Annotated in this window: 11 protein-coding genes; 3 read left to right on the top strand and 8 right to left on the bottom strand. The window is 74.4% G+C overall.

Annotation, left to right across the window (positions count from 1 at the left end):
• Positions 1 to 28 precede the first annotated feature (28 nt).
• The 5 genes from WME98_RS41810 to WME98_RS41790 form a co-directional block, all read right to left on the bottom strand.
• Positions 29 to 817, bottom strand: a complete 789-nt coding sequence (locus tag WME98_RS41810) for an SDR family oxidoreductase (protein WP_437947244.1) — start codon at positions 815 to 817, stop codon at positions 29 to 31.
• Positions 818 to 851: 34 nt separating this feature from the next.
• The gene (gene lon, locus WME98_RS41805) at positions 852 to 3,266 is read right to left on the bottom strand and encodes an endopeptidase La (protein ID WP_437947243.1); all 2,415 of its coding nucleotides are present in this window, start codon (positions 3,264 to 3,266) and stop codon (positions 852 to 854) included.
• A 51-nt stretch (positions 3,267 to 3,317) separates the two neighbouring features.
• Positions 3,318 to 4,163, bottom strand: a complete 846-nt coding sequence (locus WME98_RS41800; RefSeq protein WP_437947242.1) for a hypothetical protein — start codon at positions 4,161 to 4,163, stop codon at positions 3,318 to 3,320.
• Between the two features lie 98 nt (positions 4,164 to 4,261).
• A complete protein-coding gene (locus WME98_RS41795; protein ID WP_437947241.1) occupies positions 4,262 to 6,238 on the bottom strand; it encodes a hypothetical protein in 1,977 nt (658 codons plus the stop codon).
• A complete protein-coding gene (locus tag WME98_RS41790) occupies positions 6,238 to 7,302 on the bottom strand; it encodes a PEGA domain-containing protein (protein WP_437947240.1) in 1,065 nt (354 codons plus the stop codon). The genes WME98_RS41795 and WME98_RS41790 overlap by 1 nt, the downstream gene beginning before the upstream one ends.
• A gap of 151 nt (positions 7,303 to 7,453) precedes the next feature.
• On the opposite strand from WME98_RS41790, the gene WME98_RS41785 reads away from it, so the two are divergent.
• Complete coding sequence (locus tag WME98_RS41785; RefSeq protein WP_437947239.1) at positions 7,454 to 9,196, top strand: OmpA family protein; 1,743 nt, start codon at positions 7,454 to 7,456, stop codon at positions 9,194 to 9,196.
• 84 nt (positions 9,197 to 9,280) lie between these two features.
• Positions 9,281 to 11,596: a thrombospondin type 3 repeat-containing protein gene (locus tag WME98_RS41780; RefSeq protein WP_437947238.1), complete on the top strand. Its 2,316-nt coding sequence runs from the start codon at positions 9,281 to 9,283 to the stop codon at positions 11,594 to 11,596.
• Positions 11,597 to 11,761: 165 nt separating this feature from the next.
• On the opposite strand, the gene WME98_RS41775 is transcribed toward WME98_RS41780, so the two are convergent.
• Genes WME98_RS41775 through WME98_RS41765 form a run of 3 tightly spaced genes read right to left on the bottom strand, consistent with a single transcriptional unit; the run spans position 11,762 to position 15,530 of the window.
• Positions 11,762 to 12,667, bottom strand: a complete 906-nt coding sequence (locus WME98_RS41775; RefSeq protein WP_437947237.1) for a hypothetical protein — start codon at positions 12,665 to 12,667, stop codon at positions 11,762 to 11,764.
• Entirely contained in the window at positions 12,664 to 13,854 is a 1,191-nt protein-coding gene (locus tag WME98_RS41770) for a PEGA domain-containing protein (RefSeq protein WP_437947236.1), read from the bottom strand. The genes WME98_RS41775 and WME98_RS41770 overlap by 4 nt, the downstream gene beginning before the upstream one ends.
• Complete coding sequence (locus WME98_RS41765) at positions 13,851 to 15,530, bottom strand: protein kinase domain-containing protein (protein WP_437947235.1); 1,680 nt, start codon at positions 15,528 to 15,530, stop codon at positions 13,851 to 13,853. Before WME98_RS41765 ends, WME98_RS41770 begins: the two co-directional genes overlap by 4 nt.
• Positions 15,531 to 15,819: 289 nt before the next feature.
• Between WME98_RS41765 and hisB the strand changes: the two genes are divergently transcribed.
• Positions 15,820 to 16,407, top strand: coding sequence for an imidazoleglycerol-phosphate dehydratase HisB (gene hisB, locus WME98_RS41760; protein WP_020735415.1), 588 nt, complete (start codon positions 15,820 to 15,822; stop codon positions 16,405 to 16,407).
• The last annotated feature ends 3 nt before the right edge of the window (positions 16,408 to 16,410 follow it).

The following is a 16,410-nucleotide window of genomic DNA, read 5'->3' as shown; positions in this document are numbered from 1 at the left end:
GCCGCGCTCCCGGCCCAGGCCGCGCGGCTCACCAGTGCGCGGGGGCCTTGTCGCGGAACACGCCCCCTTGCGGGCCGCCGCTCGGCAGCAGCGCGAGCCACACCGGCGTCTCGGCCCCTTCTTCCACGGACCTCGGCGCGTGCGCGCCGCCCATGTCCGTGCGCACCCAGCCTGGGCACGCCGCGTTGCAGAGGATCTTGCGCCCGTCGCCCTCGAGCTCCCTCGCGAGGACGCCCGTGAGCGCGTTGAGCCCGATCTTCGACACCGCGTAGGCCGACGACGGCCACCCCTCTGCCGTGTGCCTCCCCGCGCTCACGTCGCTGACGAACTTGCGCATGAGCTGGACGAGCTCCTCGCGCGTCAGCGCTGCCTTCCCGAATTGCGCCTGGAGCGCCTCGGAGACGCTGCGTCGATCGCCGAGCCCGCTGGTCACCATGACGATCCGCCCCTCCGCCCGCATCAGCGGGAGGAGCTCGGTGGTCAGCCGGAGCGCCCCGAAGAAATTGACCTCGATGGTGTTGCGTGCGACCTCGGCGTTGAAGCCCTGCATCGCGATGCCCGCGTTGTTGACGACGATGTCGACCCCGCCGTGCTCGGCCGCGAGCGCGCGCGCGAGCTCCTCGACGCTCCGTTCCTCCGAAACGTCGAGGCGCCGCGGCTCCACGGAGATCCCCTGCTCCTTGAGCGCGGCCGCCGCCGCGTTCCCGCGGCCCTCGTCCCTGCTCCCGAGCACGACGTGGACCCCGCGGCGCGCGAGCTGCCGGCAGATCTCGAGCCCGATTCCCCGATTCCCGCCCGAGACCACCGCGATCCGCATAGGTCGAGTATCCCGCCCGCCACGGGCCTGCAGCTTACGCCCCCGCCTGCTCCTCGAGCTCGTCCGCCGACGCGCTCGGCGTCGACGCGCGCCGCGGCGGCTCCAGCACGAGCGGCAGGATCTCCTCCATCGACGACACCATCGTGATCTTGACCTGGTCCTTCACGTCCTGCGGCACATCCTCGAGATCCCGGCGGTTCTTCGCCGGGATGAGCACGTGCCGGATGCCGGCCCGGTGCGCCGCCAGGAGCTTCTCCTTGATGCCGCCGACCGGCATCACCCGCCCGCGCAGCGAGATCTCCCCCGTCATCGCGACGTCGCTGCGCACCGGCGCGCCGAGCAACAGCGACGCCACCGCGGCGAACATCGTCACCCCGGCGCTCGGCCCATCCTTCGGCGTGCCGTGCTGCGGGATGTGCACGTGCAGATCGATCTCCTTCAGCCACTCCGGATCGAGGTGCAGCCGATCGGCCTTGCTGCGCACGAAGCTCACCGCCGTGCTCGCCGACTCCTGCATCACGTTCCGCATGTTGCCGGTGAGCACCACGTTGCCCTTGCCCGGCATCTTCGTCGCCTCGATGAAGAGGATCTCGCCGCCCGCCGGCGTCCACGCGAGGCCGGTCGCCACCCCGGGCTGGAGCGTCCGCTCCGCGAGCTCGGGCCGGTGCTTGTGCGGGCCGAGCACCTGCTCCACGTGCTCGGGCGTCGCCACCTCGCGCACGTCGTGGCCCTCGGCCACCTTCACCGCCGTGGCGCGGCACACCGCCGCGATCTGCCGCTCCAAGCCGCGGACCCCCGCCTCGCGCGTGTAGTGGTCGACGACCGCCGCGATCCCCGGCTCCGTGAACTCCAGCCGCTCGTCCGTCAGCCCGTGCGCCGACAGCTGCTTCGGCACCAGGAACTCCCGCGCGATCCCGAGCTTGTCGGTCCGCGTGTAGCCGGGCACCTCGATCACCTCCATGCGGTCCACGAGCGGCCCCGGGATGCCGTCCCAGTTGTTCGCCGTCGCGAGGAACATCACCTGCGACAGATCGAACGGCAGGTCGAGGTAGTGATCCTGGAAGGTCGAGTTCTGCTCGGGATCGAGCACCTCGAGGAGCGCCGCCGCTGGATCGCCGCGCAGGTCGACGCCCATCTTGTCGACCTCGTCGAGCACCAGCACCGGGTTCTTCGTCCCCGCCTTCTTGAGCGCCTGCAGGATGCGCCCGGGCAGCGCGCCGACGTACGTGCGCCGGTGCCCGCGGATCTCCGCCTCGTCGCGCACGCCGCCGAGCGCGATGCGCTCGTAGCGCCGGCCCATGCTGCGCGCGATCGACTTGCCGAGCGACGTCTTGCCGACGCCCGGCGGCCCGATGAAGAGCAGGATCGGCCCCTTCTTGTCCGAGCGGAGCTGCCGGATCGCCGAATACTCGACGATCCGCTTCTTCACCTTCTCCAGTCCGAGGTGATCCTCGTCGAGGCAGCGCCGCACGCTCTCGACGCTGAGCTTGTCCACCGTCGTCTTGGACCACGGCAGATCCGCGATCCACTCGAGGTAGGTCTTGGTCACGTTGAACTCGGCCGACTGCTGCGCCATCGAGCGCAGCCGGCTGAGCTGCTTGCGCACGACCTTGTCGACCTCCGCCGGCACCTTGGCGCGGCGGATGCGCTCGCGGAGCTCCTCGATCTCGTCGTCGTCGCCGCCCTCGCCGAGCTCCTCCTTGATCGATTTCATCTGCTGCCGGAGGATGTACTCGCGCTGCGACTTGCCCATCTCCTCCTGCACCATCGAGGAGATCTCCTTCTTGACCCGCAGCACCTCGAGCTGCCGGCCGACCATCGCGAGCACGAGGCGGACGCGCGCCTTCACGTCGAACGCCTCGAGGATCTCCTGCTTGTCGCCGACCGAGGCCTGCGCCTGCGGGAAGTTCGAGGCGATGAGATCCGCGAGCGCGCCGGGCTCGCGCACGTTGTCGAGGATGCCGGCGGTGTCGCGCGGCAGGTTCGGCATCAGGCCGAGCACCTCGCGCGTCGCCTCGCGCAAGCCCGCGCCGAGCGCCTCGAGCTCCACGTCGCGCACGAGCGACTCCGGGATGCGCTCGATCCGCGCGCGCATGTACGGCTCGAGCGAGAACGCCGCCTTGACGCGGAAGCGGCCGAGCCCGTTCAGCACGACCGAGTAGTTGTTCGGGCCGAGCCGGATCACCTTCACGACGCGCGCGATGGTCCCGACGGAGTAGAGCTCCTTGAACGTCGGCTCGTCCACGTCCGGCGACCGCTGGCTGATCACGCCGACCAGCGCGCGCTCGCGGCCGAGGAGATCCTCGACGAGGCGCACGCTCCGCGGCCGACCGACGTTGATCGGCACGACCGACATGGGGAACAGGACCGAGTTGCGGAGCGGGAGGATCGGGACGCTGTCGGCGTCGGGCGAGGGGGGCGTTCGCGAAGGAGGATCGCCGGTCGGCATGCCGACAACCCTAGTACAGCGCTCTTCTCGAAGCCATGAGCGGGCGCGCCGCTAGAAGTCCTTGATCTTCCAGACCCCGTGCTCGCGCGTGAAGGCGACCGTGCCGCCAGCGCCGTACGCCATCGAGGCGCTGTCCCCGGTCTCCTCGATGGTCGCGGTCGGCAGGGCCGCCTTGATCGCCTGGACGACCCGGTTGATCTGCTCCTTCTGCGGCCCCTCCCAGGCGGCCTTGAGCTTCTCGGGGGTGAGCTGCGCCGCGCCCGCCCCACCCCGCGCCGTCCCGGGTTGACCGCCCGGCTTCTGCGCTGCGTCAGCGCCCGCGCTCCCCGCCGCGCCGTCGGGCGCAGCGGGCTGTGCCGTGCCCTCGGCGCGCGGGGCGCCCGCCTCGCCGAGCGTGGCCGCCTCGCCGGCCGCACCGCCCGCCGGCTCCACGAGGCCCTCCTTCTCGGCGTCGGGAACGTAGCGCATGATGATGTCGTAGCGCCTCCGCTCGAACGCCCTCAGGAACCCCACGAGCGCCTGCCGGGGCGTCGCCTGGCCGTAGAGATCGACCGCCGCCGCGTCGAGCCGCCAGCGGCCCCCCTCGAAGACGAGCAGGAGCTCCTCGCCGTTCGGCATGGTGACCGTCGCGGTCACCACCGGATCGGCCGCGGGCCGCGCGATGGCCCGGGCGATCTCGAGCGCGTCGTCCGGGTTGTCCCGGACCGCGCGCCGGAAGGCCTCGAGCGACATCGACCGCTTGGCCTCGTCCGAGAGCAGCCGGTAGGCGGCGTCGACGCGCCCCTCCTGGAGCGCCTGCGCGTAGGCCCGGAGCGTGTCGCTCGGGCCCTGCTGGGCGTAGCTCGATCCGCACGCGGGGAGCGCGAGGGTGAACAGGAGGAGGGCCGTGCGCTTCACGGGTCGGGCCATAGCACACGCGGCGCCGAGCGCGCAGGCGGCGCGCGGGGCGAGCCCGCCGCGGCCCCCGCGCCGCGCGCGGCCCCGGCCGCCCCCCATCACTTCGCGAGCTTCAGGACGGCCCCGTCCTTCACCGGCGTGCCGTCCTCCAGATCCGGCGAGCCCTCGTTGATCCAGTAGACCGTCGTCTCGTCCACCGCGACGTCGCCGGGCCGCGTCTGCTGCGAGGCGAGCGCCTCCGGCTCCCCGCCGTCCTTCGGCATGCGCACGACCGTCCCCTCGTCGCGGCGCGTCCAGTAGACGTGCTCCGCGTCGACCGCGATGCCGTTCAGCTGGCCCTGATCCGAGGCGATCTCCTCGGGCTCGCCCACGGCCTCCCCGCTCAGGTCGGCCCGGAAGACGCTGCCGCCCTCGAAGCTCGCCCAGTAGACCGCCGCCGCGTTCCCCTGAGCGTCCACGTCGAGCGCGAGCTCCCGCGGGGTGAGCTGCTCGGCGGCGACCGTCAGCGTCTCGCCGCGCACGCGGCACGCCACCGCGCCGTCGGCCCTGCCCAGTGTGCCCTGGTAGGTCCAGCACACGACGTCCCCCGCGCTGGCCACGCGGTACGGGGACGCGAACGCCGAGCCGGGCTGCGCGAGATCCTCCGGCGTGCCGAGCGCGACCTCGGCGCCGGCGCCGCTCAGCGTCGCCCTGAAGACGCCGCCCCCCCAGAGCTCGGTCCAGGCGAGCGCGTCGCCCGAGAGCGAGAGCCCCTCGGGCTGCTTGAGATCCGCGAGCAGCAGGCGCGCCTCGCCCCCCGCGAGCGGGGCCGCCCTCAGCGTGCCGTCCGCCGCGTTCGTCCAGAAGACGACCTGCCGCGCCTCGTCGACCACGAGGTCCCGCGGCGAGGCCTGCGCCGCGCCGAGGACCAGCGGCTCGCCGCCGCCCTGCGGGGCGGTCTTCAGCTCCCCGTCGTCCCGGGCCATGCCGGCCTCGTCGAAGGTGGTGCCGGAGATCCACGCCACGCCGCCCGCGGTCACCCGCAGCGACACCGGGTGGACCTGCGCGACCGCGACCGGGATGGGCGCCGCCGCGTCGGGCCCCGTGTACTGGCCGCCGGCCAGCGCCGACCACGGGCCGCACGTCGGCAGGTCCGTGCCCTTCGTGCGGCACGTCCCCGCGCTCTGGCCCGCGTCCTCGCCCGCGATCGCGATCGCGAGCCCCGCGAGCTTGCCCTCCGTCACCCGCTTGCACACCGCGGCGGGGAGCCGGAGGACGTTGCCCTCCTCCACCCGGAAGCCCGCGTCGCTCTCGGCGTCGAGCGGGACGTAGCACGCGCTCTCGCCGCAGATGCCGCCGCCCTGCGTGAGGAGCGCGACGTTCACCTCGCCGCTCGGCGCGGTCGCGACGCAGTCCTCGGGGTTCGCCTCGTACCTCGCCCGATCGATCTGCGCCGACACGGCCGAGGAGAAGCACCGGACGGTGTCGAAGCAGAGCCCGTCGCTCTCGCCGCCGCCGCCGAACACGGCCTGGACCTCGAACTCGGGCAGGGAGCGCGAGTCGATCTCGCGCGGCTTGCACTCGCCGGCGACGCAGCTCTCGCCCTCGGGGCAGCTGTTCTTGACGAGCACGTTGCCCTGAGCGTCGCGCAGCACGTTGCCCTGCGCGTCGCGCTCGACGTCGGCCGATCCGTCGCACAGGAACTGGATGGGCATGTGGAGCGTCGCGGTGCGGCCCTCGGGCACCGTCGTGAGCACCTCGCGCAGCACGCGCACCCCCTCCTTGCCGCCGCGGCTCGCGATGACGCGCACCCGGAGCGCCTGCGAAGGATCGTCGGGGGTGAGGAAGCCGAGCGTGGCCGGCAGGCGGATCGAGTCCTCGCTCCCGAGCCGCTCGAACGTCTCGTCGTAGACGATGGACCCCTCGAGCGTGGCCTCGACCCGGATCGTGTCGACGTCCTTCGGCAGCGACATGTCCGTCTGGAAGACGACCATGAGCTGCCCCCTCTCCCCGCTGCAGGACGCGGCCCCCGCCGCCCCCGCGATCGCGAGGAACACCGCCGCCATCGACCTCGAGCCCGTCCGCTTCGCGCGCATCAACGCCTCCCTCCAAACCCGAGCGGGACCGTGCCGAGGCTGCCGCGCTCCGCCGGCGTCCCCGGCTCGAACAGCAGCGCCCCCGCGACGAGCGCGCCGGCGAAGATCGCCGCGCCGCCGCCGATCCAGAGCCACTTGCGCGCGCCGCCCCGCTCCGGAGCGCGCTCCAGCGAGACGTCGATGCGGCGGAGCTCCTCGTCGCGGACCAGGACCTCGACCTCGTGCGGCGTCATCCCGGGCGCCGTCACGCGCAGCGCGTGGGTCCCGCTCGCCACCGAGCCCTCCCAGCGGCCCTTGCCCACCACCTTGCCGTCGATCGCGATGAGATCGTCCCCGCCCGCGGCGATCGCGAGCCGCCCGCGGTGCACCGCCCGGTCGAGCCGCGCCACGAGGGCGAGGGTGCCGCCGCCGACCACCGTCTCCCGGCGGACGACGTCGACGAAGCCGGGCTTCGAGACGCGGATGCGGCGGTCGCCGATGTCGATCGGCACCGGCTCGGCGAGCGGCGTCGTCCCGACCGGCTCGTCGTCCACGAACACCGTGGCCCCCGGCTCGCTCGCGGTGATCTCGAGGCGGGACACGAACGCCCCGGATGCCTGGATCAGGTCGGCGACGTCCTGCCGGTCGCGGGGCGACAGCGCGGCGCCCGCCTCGGCCTCCATCCGGCGCAGCGTCGCGAGCATCTTGGCGTAGCGCCGCAGGTTCTTCTGGCAGAGCGCGACCTTCCAGAGCAGGCGGTGATCGCGCGACAGCTCGTAGGCGCGCTCGAACCGCGCGAGCGCGCCCGCGTAGTCGCCGTCGGCGAACAGCGCGTCGCCCGCCCCGTGCTCGGCCCTGGCCATCCCGGTCAGCGACTCCGCGAGCGGCTTCTCCGCGGCCGGCGCGGGCGCGGCCGGCGCGGGCGCGGCCGGCGCGGGCACGGCCGGCGCGGGCGCGGCCGGCGCGGGCACGGCCGGCGCGGGCGCGGCCGGCGCGGGCTGGGCCGCCGCACCGCCCGCCGCGAGCCCCACCCCGAGCGCGGCCACGACGGCGCACCCCCAATGGCCCAGATGCTTCCCTCGCATCGATGCTCCTTGCTGGCGGAGGCGGCCCTCGCAGGCCGCGCTCCGGTCAGCGTGATGCTAACCGATGCGCGCGCCCGGCGAGCAACATGGAATCGCCGCGGACAAATCGCCTTTGCTCCGCCTGCGCTCGCGAGGATACCATCCGCCGCTCATGAGAGGCCTCATCACGGTGGGCGCGGCGCTCGCGGGCGCCCTCCTCGGCATCGCCCTGGGCGCACCGCTGGCGCGCGCGGAGGGGCCCGGCGCCGTCGCCCTGAGCCGGTTCGAGCCGACCCCCGCGGGCGACCCGCTCTTCGGCGTGCCGTCGCCGCTCATCGGCGGGCACCTCATCCCGCGGGGGCTCGTCCTGTTCGATCACGCCGAGGATCTGCTCACGCTCTCGGACGGCGTCTCGTCCGAGCGGGTGATCGTCGGCAGCCAGTCGCACCTCCACGTCGGCGGCTCGCTCTCGCTCTGGGATCGGCTGCTCGTGTCGGCCTCCCTGCCGATCGCGCTCGCCCAGAGCGGCGACGGCCCCGCGGCCGCGGCCGGCGCCGGCGCGCCCGAGGCGCCGTCGTCCCCGGCGCTCGGCGACCTGCGCGTCGGCGTGCGCGTCCGGCTGCTCGGCGACGATCGCGGCGCATTCCAGATCGGCACGGGCGCGGCCCTGCACCTGCCGACGGGCAGCTCGGACGCGTACGTCGGCGAGGGCGCGGTGCGCGTGACGCCGCAGCTCCTGCTGGGCGGGCGGGTCGCGCGCTTCGTGTGGAGCGTCGCGGGCGGCGCGGTGATGCGGAGCTCCGAGAACCCGTCGACGCTCACGTACGGCGGCGGCGCGGCCGTGCTGCTCTGGGACGAGCGGCTGCAGATCGGCCCGGAGGTGTACGCCGAGACGATGCTGCAGGGCGGCTCGCTGTCGCTCACGGAGCGCGAGCGGGTCGCCGTGGATCGGACGACGAGCGGCGAGCTCCTGCTCGGCGCCCGGCTCCGCCCGCTCGCGGGCCTCGTCGTCGGGGCGGCCGCCGGTCCGGGCCTCGGGGACGCGATCGGCGCGCCGTCGTTCCGCGCGATCGGGACCGTGGCGTGGGCTCCGCCCGCGGGGCCGCCCGAGCGGGCGGCGGACCCGGACCCCGACGCGGACGGCGTCTCCGGCGCGGCGGACGCGTGCCCGTACGCGTACGGGCCGGCCAGCGCGGACGCGCGGCGGAACGGCTGCCCCGTGGAGGACCGGGACGAGGACGGCGTCGCCGATCCGGACGACGCGTGCCCCGACGCGGCCGCGGGCGGCGGGGGCGGCGATCCGGCGCGGCGCGGCTGCCCCGCGGATCAGGACGGCGACGGCCTGCCCGACGCGCTCGACGCGTGCCCCGCGGAGAAGGGCGACGCGGCGGGCGGCGCGACGCGCCCGGGCTGCCCCCCGGCGGCGCCGAGCCCGCCCGCGGATCAGGACGGCGACGGCCTGCTCGACGACGCCGACGCGTGCCCGCGCGAGAAGGGCCCGGCGAGCGAGGACGCGGCCGCGCGCGGCTGCCCGACGCGGGTGCGGGTCCAGGGCGAGCGGGTCGTGCTGCTGGAGCCCGTCGCGTTCCGCGTGCTGAAGAGCGACCCGGCGCCGATCGATCCGAAGAGCGAGGCGGTGCTCGCCGAGGTGCGCGACGTGATCGCGCAGCATCCGGAGTGGGTGAAGATCGAGGTCGGCGCGCACACGGACGGCGCCGGCAACGCCAAGTTCAACGAGACGCTCTCGACGGCGCGCGCCGAGGCGGTGCGCAAGTGGCTCGTCGAGAAGGGAGTCGAGGCCGAGCGGCTGGTCGCCAAGGGGTACGGGGCGAGCCAGCCGATCGCGGACAACAAGAGCGCGGCCGGCCGGGAGAAGAACCGGCGGATCGAGCTCGTGGTCCTGGAGAAGAAGTAGCCCGCGGGCGGCGGCCGCGCAGCGCCGCCGCGTCGACGCGATCGGGCCGTGAGACGCGGACCCGGGGAGCAGAAGAGAGAGAGCATGAAGCGAACCGTCATGGCCACGGGGCTCGGCGTCGCGCTGGCGCTCGCGGCGGCGCCGCGGAGCGCGGCGGCGCAGTGCGGCGCCGCGCCGCCCGTCGAGCAGCTCGTGGATGGCCGCGCCTTCCTGTGGGACGTCGGGACGGACGGGGTGATCAACAACGGGAGCATCGACGCCTTCGACACCGGCATGCTGCTGCGGGTGGACGGGGTGAGGTTCCCGTCGTCGGCCCGGGCGGCGGAGATGGACGGGCGGCAGCTCGTCCACGGGCCGGCGCTCCTCGGCAGCCTCGAGGTCACCCGGAAGGTGTACGTGCCCACCGAAGAGGGCTGGGCGCGCTTCCTGGAGATCGTCCACAACCCGACGGCCGCCGCGCTGCCCGCGGTCGTGCGCGTCGAGACGAACGTCGGCTCCGACAACAGCACCGTCATCACGCAGTCGCACACCGGCGACCTGGAGTTCACGCCGGCGGACCGGTGGCTCGCCACGGACGACCTCGATGCGGGCGGGGATCCGAGCCTCCACTTCAACTTCTACGGGCCTTCGGCGGCGGTGGTGCCGGGGAGCGTCGGGATGGTCACCGACGACTGCGCGGCGACGCAGGGGCCCGTTGTCGAGTTCACGCTGTCGGTGCCGCCCGGCGGGACGCGGGTCCTCATGCACTTCGGCGGGCAGCACGCGAGCCAGGCCGACGCGCACGCGAGCGCGGTCACCCTCGACGCCCTCCCGGCGGCTGCGCTGCTGGGGCTGACGGCGGCCGAGCGATCCGGCGTCGTCAACTGGGACCTCGGCGACGACGCCGACGGCGACGGGGCGGGCGACGCCGACGACAACTGCCCGTCGGTGCCGAACCCCGAGCAGATCGACTTCGACGGTGACGGGCTGGGCGACGCCTGCGACGGCGACGACGACAACGACGCGTCGAGCGATGAGGCCGACAACTGCCCCCTGGTCCCCAACCCCGACCAGGCGAATCACGACAGCGACGGGCTGGGCGACGCCTGTGACGGCGATGACGACGACGACGCGTCGAGCGACGAGGCCGACAACTGCCCCCTCGTCCCCAACCCCGAGCAGCTCGACACCGACGGCGACGGGCTGGGCGACGCCTGCGACGGCGACGACGACGACGACGCGTCGAACGACGAGGCCGACAACTGCCCCCTCGTCCCCAACCCCGAGCAGCTCGACACCGACGGCGACGGGCTGGGCGACGCCTGCGACGGCGACGACGACAACGACGCGTCGAGCGACGGGGTCGACAACTGCCCCCTCGTCCCCAACCCCGAACAGCTCGACACCGACGACGACGGGCTGGGCGACGCCTGCGACGACGACGACGACGACGACGCGTCGAGCGACGAGGCCGACAACTGCCCCCTCGTCCCCAACCCGGAGCAGGCCGACGCCGACGGCGACGGGCTGGGCGACGCCTGCGACGCGGGCGCGCTCGACAGGGACAACGACGGCGTGGAGGACGGCTCGGACAATTGCCCCTCCACCCCCAACGCCGACCAGTCCGACATCGACCGCGACGGCGACGGGGATGCGTGCGACGACGACGACGACAACGACGGCGCGCCCGACGGCGCCGACAACTGCCCGCTCCTGTCGAACCCGAGCCAGAGCGACACCGACGGCGATGGCCTGGGCGACCGGTGCGACGACGACGACGACAACGACGGCGCGCCCGACGGCGCCGACAACTGCCCGCTCCTGCCGAACCGCGGGCAGGAGGACGCGAACAGCGACGGCGTGGGCGACGCGTGCGCCTGCGACGCGCCCCCCAAGCCCGACGGCGCGCCCTGCGACGACGGCGATCCCTGCACGCTGGCCGACGCGTGCGACGGCGGCGTCTGCAGGGGCGGCGCGCCGGTCGAGTGCGCGCCCTCCGGGAACGTCTGCACCGCCGCGCGGTGCCACCCGAGGTACGGCGAGTGTACGCTGGTCCCGAACGAGGGCGCCCGCTGCCCCGGCGGCACCTGCGTGGCCGGCGGCTGCGTGCCCGACGATGCCGGCAACGGCGGCGCAGGCGGCGATGCCGGCGCGGGCGGCGACGCTGGCAGCGGCGGCGCAGGCGGGGACAGCGGCGCAGGCGGCGCAGGCGGCGATGCCGGCGCGGGCGGCGACGCTGGGAACGGCGGCGGTGGCGGCGCGGACGGCGGCGGCGCGGCTCCCCGGCCCGGAGGCGCGGATCCGCGGGCGCACGGCAACGGCTGCGGGCTCGCGGTGCGCGGCGATGGGTCGGCGACCTCGGCGATGGCTTGGCTCGCCGCTGCCGCGCTCCTCGTGGGGTGGCGGCGACGGCGCGCGTGACGCCGCGCGCCTGCGCGGGCGCCCAAGTGACGCGCGGCCCCGGCGTCAGCGGCGCGAGGCCGGGTCCTGGCTCGCGCCGCGACGAGCGCTCTCCCGCGGCGCCGACGCCGCTTGGGCGCTATCCCCGCGGCGCTGGGCGCCATGCCCGCGGCGAGGGCCCCTCGGTCAGGGCTCCTTGGACCCCGACGCGAGCCACGGCCCGCACGTCGTCAGCCCCGCGGTCTTCTGTGCGCAGTCCGTCGCGGGCGCCGTCAGCACGGCCGCGATCTTCTTTTGCGCCATCTGCTCGCACACCTTCGGCGGCAGCTGGATCCGCCCGTCGGCCTCCACCTGGAAGCCGTTGTCGCTGTCGGCGTTGAGCGCCACCAGGCAGCGGCGGTCCTCGTCGTCCTCGTCGCCGTCGCAGATGCCGTCGCGACCGGCTGTCTCCAGCGCCACGTTCCGCGGGCCAGCGCCGTCGCCCGCGATCGTGCAACCCGCCGTGTCGACCTCCGCTGGTGTCGCCTCCGCGAAGCAGACCGTCACGTCGAAGCACTCCCCGTCCCCGCCGCCGTAGACGTCCCTGGACGAGTAGTCGGGCAGCGTGCTCGAGTCGATCTCGCTCGGCACGCACGCCCCCGCGACGCAGGTCATGCCATCGCCACACGTGCTCTCGACGTCGATCCCCGCGCCCCTCCCCGAGCCGTCGCAGAGAAAATCGAGCGGTACGGTGAGCAACGCGACGCGATCCTTCGGGATCCTCGTGACCACCTCGCGCACGATGCGCACCGGGCCGGTATCGCCTTGGACCTCGCCGTTGGTGCGGGCGGCGACCTTGATCGTGATGGCTTCACCCCCGGCGTCCGAGGAGAAGAACCCGATCGTCGCCGGGAATCTCGCCTCGGCGTCGGACGCGCCGAGCCGCCGGTAAGCGTAATTGAACTTGCCGTCGACCTGGACCTGAAGGACATCGAAATCCTTAGGCACGGCGAGATCCGTCGAGATGGCGACGACGATCTCGTCCACCTCCCCGCAGCCTCCGCACGCGAGCGCCACGAGCACCGCGAGCGCGAGCCGACGGCCGCGGCTCATCGGCCGCCCCCGAAGGGGATCGCGAACGAGGCGCCGCCCCGCGCGGACAGGGCGACCGAGCCGGGCGACAGGTTGCCGTCGACCGGCGGCTCCGACGCGAAGACGCCCAGGCCGATCAGGAGCGCGCCCGTCAGCACCGCCACGCCGCCGCCGATCCAGAGCCATTGCTCGACGCTGCTCTTCTTGGGCGCCGGCTCCAGCGAGACCTGCACGCGGCGCGTCTGGTTGTCGTAGATCATGACCTCGGACTGGTGCGACACCATGTCGGACGCCGTGACGCGGAGCGTGTGGCCGCCGCTCGGCACCGGGCCGTCGTAGCTGCCGCGGCCGACCACGCGGCCGTCGATGGAGATGACGGCGTTCGGCGGCGCCGCGACGATGAGCCGCCCCTGATGGACCTCTTTCTCGAGCGTGGCCGCGACGGTGACCACGCCGCCGCCCGGCACCTGCTGCGAGACCTCGAAGGCCTCGAAGCCCTTCTTGGTCACCCGGATCTTCCGGGTGCCGACGTCGAGCAGGACGGGCTCGCGCAGCGGGGTCTGACCGACCTCCTCGCCGTCGACGAAGACGGTGGCGCCCGCCTCGCTGGCCTGGAGATCGAGGCGGCTCACGTACGCCTTCGTCGCCTCGATGAGCGCCGCGGCGTCCCTGCGATCCTGCTCCGAGAGCTGCGGGCCCGCGTCCTGGAGGAGCTTCTCGACCGTTCCGAGCAGGCGCGCGTAGCGCTGCAGGTTCTTCTGGCAGAGGGCGATGTTCCAGAGCAGCCGCGGGTCGCGGGACAGCGCGTAGGCGCGCTCGAACTTGATGATGGCGTTGCGGAAGTCGCCGTCGTTGAAGAGGATGCGCGCGGCCTCGTACTCGGCCTTGGCCTCCCCCGCGAGGGTCTCGGACAGCGGCCCCTGGGGGGCAGGAGCGGTCGCCGCAGGCGCGCCGGCGGGCGGGGCCGCGGCGCCGGCGGGCGGCGCGGGCTGGGCTGTCGCGGGCGCAGGCTTCGCCGCGGGCGCAGGCTTCGCCGCGGGCGGCGCGGGCTGGGCTGTCGCGGGCGCAGGCTTCGCCGCGGGCGGCGCGGGCTGGGCCGCCGCCGGCGCGAGCCCCGTCAGCGCGGCGCCGCCGAGCGCGAGCGCGGCGCAGACGCGCAAGCTGGCGCGGCTCCGCAGCGAGAGCCGTTCGCTTCCAGGCCAAATCATCTGGGCTTCCCTTTGTCGTTCAGCACATCGAAGACGCTGCGGTTGCCGTCCCCCTGCGACGTGGCGGCCGCGGGCGGCGCGGCCGAGGGCGCCGCCGTCGCGGCGGCCGGGGTCGAAGCCGCCGTGGGGACCCTCGGCCGGGGCGCCGGGGCGGTGGACGACGGGGGCGCCTTCGCGGTCGCCGTCGTGACGGTCGGCGTCGCGGAGCTCGACGAGGACGCCGAGGCCGTCGGCAGCGCCGCGGTGGTCGGCGGCGGCGCGCTGGTGACCGCGGTCACGGCGGTGACTTCCGGCGGAGGCGGCACGGCCGTCGTCGCGACCGCCGGCGGCTCGGCCGAGGTGGTCGCGGCCCGCGGCTCGACCGGCGGATCCGCCGCGTTGCCGCGGAACGTGAAGAAGCGCAGGACCCCGCCGAGCGCCACCGCGACGCCCACCCCGGCGATCGCGAGCACCACGCCGGTCCGCCTGCGGCCGGAAGGCGCGGGCCCCGCGGCCGTCCAGCCCGGAGCCGTGCCCGCCGTGGGGCCGACCGCGGCGCCCGCGGTCGCGCCGGCGGGCGGCGCGCTGGACCGCCCCTGCGCGGTCGCCGCCGGCACGCCGCTCATCCGGTCCTGCGCGGTCGCTGCCGGCACGCCGCTCATCCGGTCCTGCCCGGTCGCCGCCGGCACGCCGCTCATCCGGTCCTGCGCCGTCGGCCACGGGGGAATGCTCCTCCGATCGCGCGCCGCGCTCGCCCGGTCGCGCCAGGCGACCGCGGGCACGAGCCCCAGCGTCCGCTCGACCCGCTCCAGCGACGCCAGCGCGAGCGGGGGGCCGAAATCGACGATGGCGCCCGCGAGCTCGGCGACGGACTTGAAGCGCTTCGCGACGTCCCGCTCGAGGCAGCGCAGGATCGCCGCCTCCAGGCCCGGCGGCAGATCGGGCCGGTAGGCGCTCGGCGGCGGCGGCGGCTCGGTGTTGATCATGATGATGAGCTCGGACAGCGACGTCGCGTCGAAGGGCACCCGCGCCGTGAGCAGCTGGTAGAGGATGGCGCCCATCGACCAGATGTCCGCGCGCGTGTCCACCGTGCGCGCCGAGCGCATCTGCTCCGGCGCCATGTAGAGCGGCGAGCCGAGGACCATCGACGTCTTCGTCAGCCCGAGCTCCGGCGCGGTCCCGGCCGCGGACGGCTCGGCGAGCGCCTTGGAGATGCCGAAGTCGAGCACCTTCACCATGCCGCTGCCGTCCGCCCCGCGCGTGAGGAAGAGGTTCGCCGGCTTGAGATCGCGGTGAATGATGCCGGCCGCGTGCGCCTCGGCGATGGCCTCGCAGGCCTCGAGCACGTAGCCCACGGCCTCCTCCAGCTCGAGCGGGCCGCGCTGCCGCAGCGTCTCCTGCAGGTCGCTCCCCTCCAGGTACTCCATCACCATGAACGGCGCGCCGGTCTCGAGCGTCCCGACGTCGAGCACGCGCGCGACGTGCTCGCTCTTCAGGCGCACGGCCGCGCGCGCCTCGCGCACGAAGCGCTCCACCATCTCGGCGTTCGCGCCGGGGTGGAGCATCTTGATGGCGACCCGCTGGTGGAGCTGCTCGTGCAAGGCGGCGACGACGACGCCCATGCCGCCTTGCCCGAGGATGCGCTCGACCCGGTATTTCCCCGACAGAATTTGACCTTCGGCAACCGGTGCGCTCACGGACGCTCCTGCCTTGGGGCTGCCTTCAGGGCGCCACCATCGACACGTTATCCAGGGGGCCACCTTATTCCATCCGGCGCTCGCATCCAAGACCTCGCCTCGGCCGGTCACGCCCGGTCGAGGCGCCTTGGTCGCCGTGCTCGGTCGCCGCGCTTGGTCGCGGCGCTTGGTCGCCGTGCTTGGGGCGCCGCGCGCGGGCGACCCTGCGCCCGGCCAGGAGGGGCGAGCCGGGCGGCCGGCTCATCCGTGGCGCTCCCCATCCCCGGCCGGGGCGACTACCCTACGCGCCATGCCCCGCATCGCCAAAGTCGAGCGCAAGACGCGCGAGACGGACATCCGCATCGAGATCGATCTCGACGGCCAGGGCCGCTCGTCGATCAGGACGCCCCTCCCCTTCCTCACGCACATGCTCGATCAGATCGCCCGCCACGGCCTGTTCGACCTCACCATCCACGCCGAGGGCGACGTCGAGATCGACGGCCACCACACCACCGAGGACTGCGGCATCACCCTGGGCGCGGCCGTGCAGCAGGCGCTCGGCGACAAGGCGGGCATCGCGCGCTACGGCGAGGCGACGCTCCCCATGGACGAGGCGCTCGCGCAGTGCGCGCTGGACCTCTCCGGCAGGCCGTACTTCGTCTGGCGCGTGCCGCTGCCCAAGGCGAAGCTCGGCACGTGGGACGTCGAGCTCGCGCCCGTGTTCTTCGAGGGCTTCGCGCGCGGCGTGGGCGCGAACCTGCACGTCCGCCTCCTCGAGGGGGACAACCTGCACCACATCGTCGAGATCTGCTTCAAATCCTTCGCCAAGGCGCTGATGAAGGCGACCCGCATCGAGCCGCGCGTCGCCGGCATCCCGTCCACCAAGGGGAGCCTCTGACCC

The organism is Sorangium sp. So ce296 (assembly GCF_051529605.1).
Taxonomy (GTDB): Bacteria; Myxococcota_A; Polyangia; order Polyangiales; family Polyangiaceae; genus Sorangium; species Sorangium cellulosum_D.
This window is presented reverse-complemented; position numbering and strand designations above follow the sequence as displayed.

Excerpts from the sequence above, each read along its gene's own strand:
- WME98_RS41810 (WP_437947244.1), bottom strand. The coding sequence starts at position 817 with ATGCGGATCGCGGTGGTCTCGGGCGGGAATCGGGGAATCGGGCTCGAG.
- lon (WP_437947243.1), bottom strand. The coding sequence starts at position 3,266 with ATGCCGACCGGCGATCCTCCTTCGCGAACGCCCCCCTCGCCCGACGCC.
- WME98_RS41795 (WP_437947241.1), bottom strand. The coding sequence starts at position 6,238 with ATGCGCGCGAAGCGGACGGGCTCGAGGTCGATGGCGGCGGTGTTCCTC.
- WME98_RS41790 (WP_437947240.1), bottom strand. The coding sequence starts at position 7,302 with ATGCGAGGGAAGCATCTGGGCCATTGGGGGTGCGCCGTCGTGGCCGCG.
- WME98_RS41785 (WP_437947239.1), top strand. The coding sequence starts at position 7,454 with ATGAGAGGCCTCATCACGGTGGGCGCGGCGCTCGCGGGCGCCCTCCTC.
- WME98_RS41780 (WP_437947238.1), top strand. The coding sequence starts at position 9,281 with ATGAAGCGAACCGTCATGGCCACGGGGCTCGGCGTCGCGCTGGCGCTC.
- WME98_RS41775 (WP_437947237.1), bottom strand. The coding sequence starts at position 12,667 with ATGAGCCGCGGCCGTCGGCTCGCGCTCGCGGTGCTCGTGGCGCTCGCG.
- WME98_RS41770 (WP_437947236.1), bottom strand. The coding sequence starts at position 13,854 with ATGATTTGGCCTGGAAGCGAACGGCTCTCGCTGCGGAGCCGCGCCAGC.
- hisB (WP_020735415.1), top strand. The coding sequence starts at position 15,820 with ATGCCCCGCATCGCCAAAGTCGAGCGCAAGACGCGCGAGACGGACATC.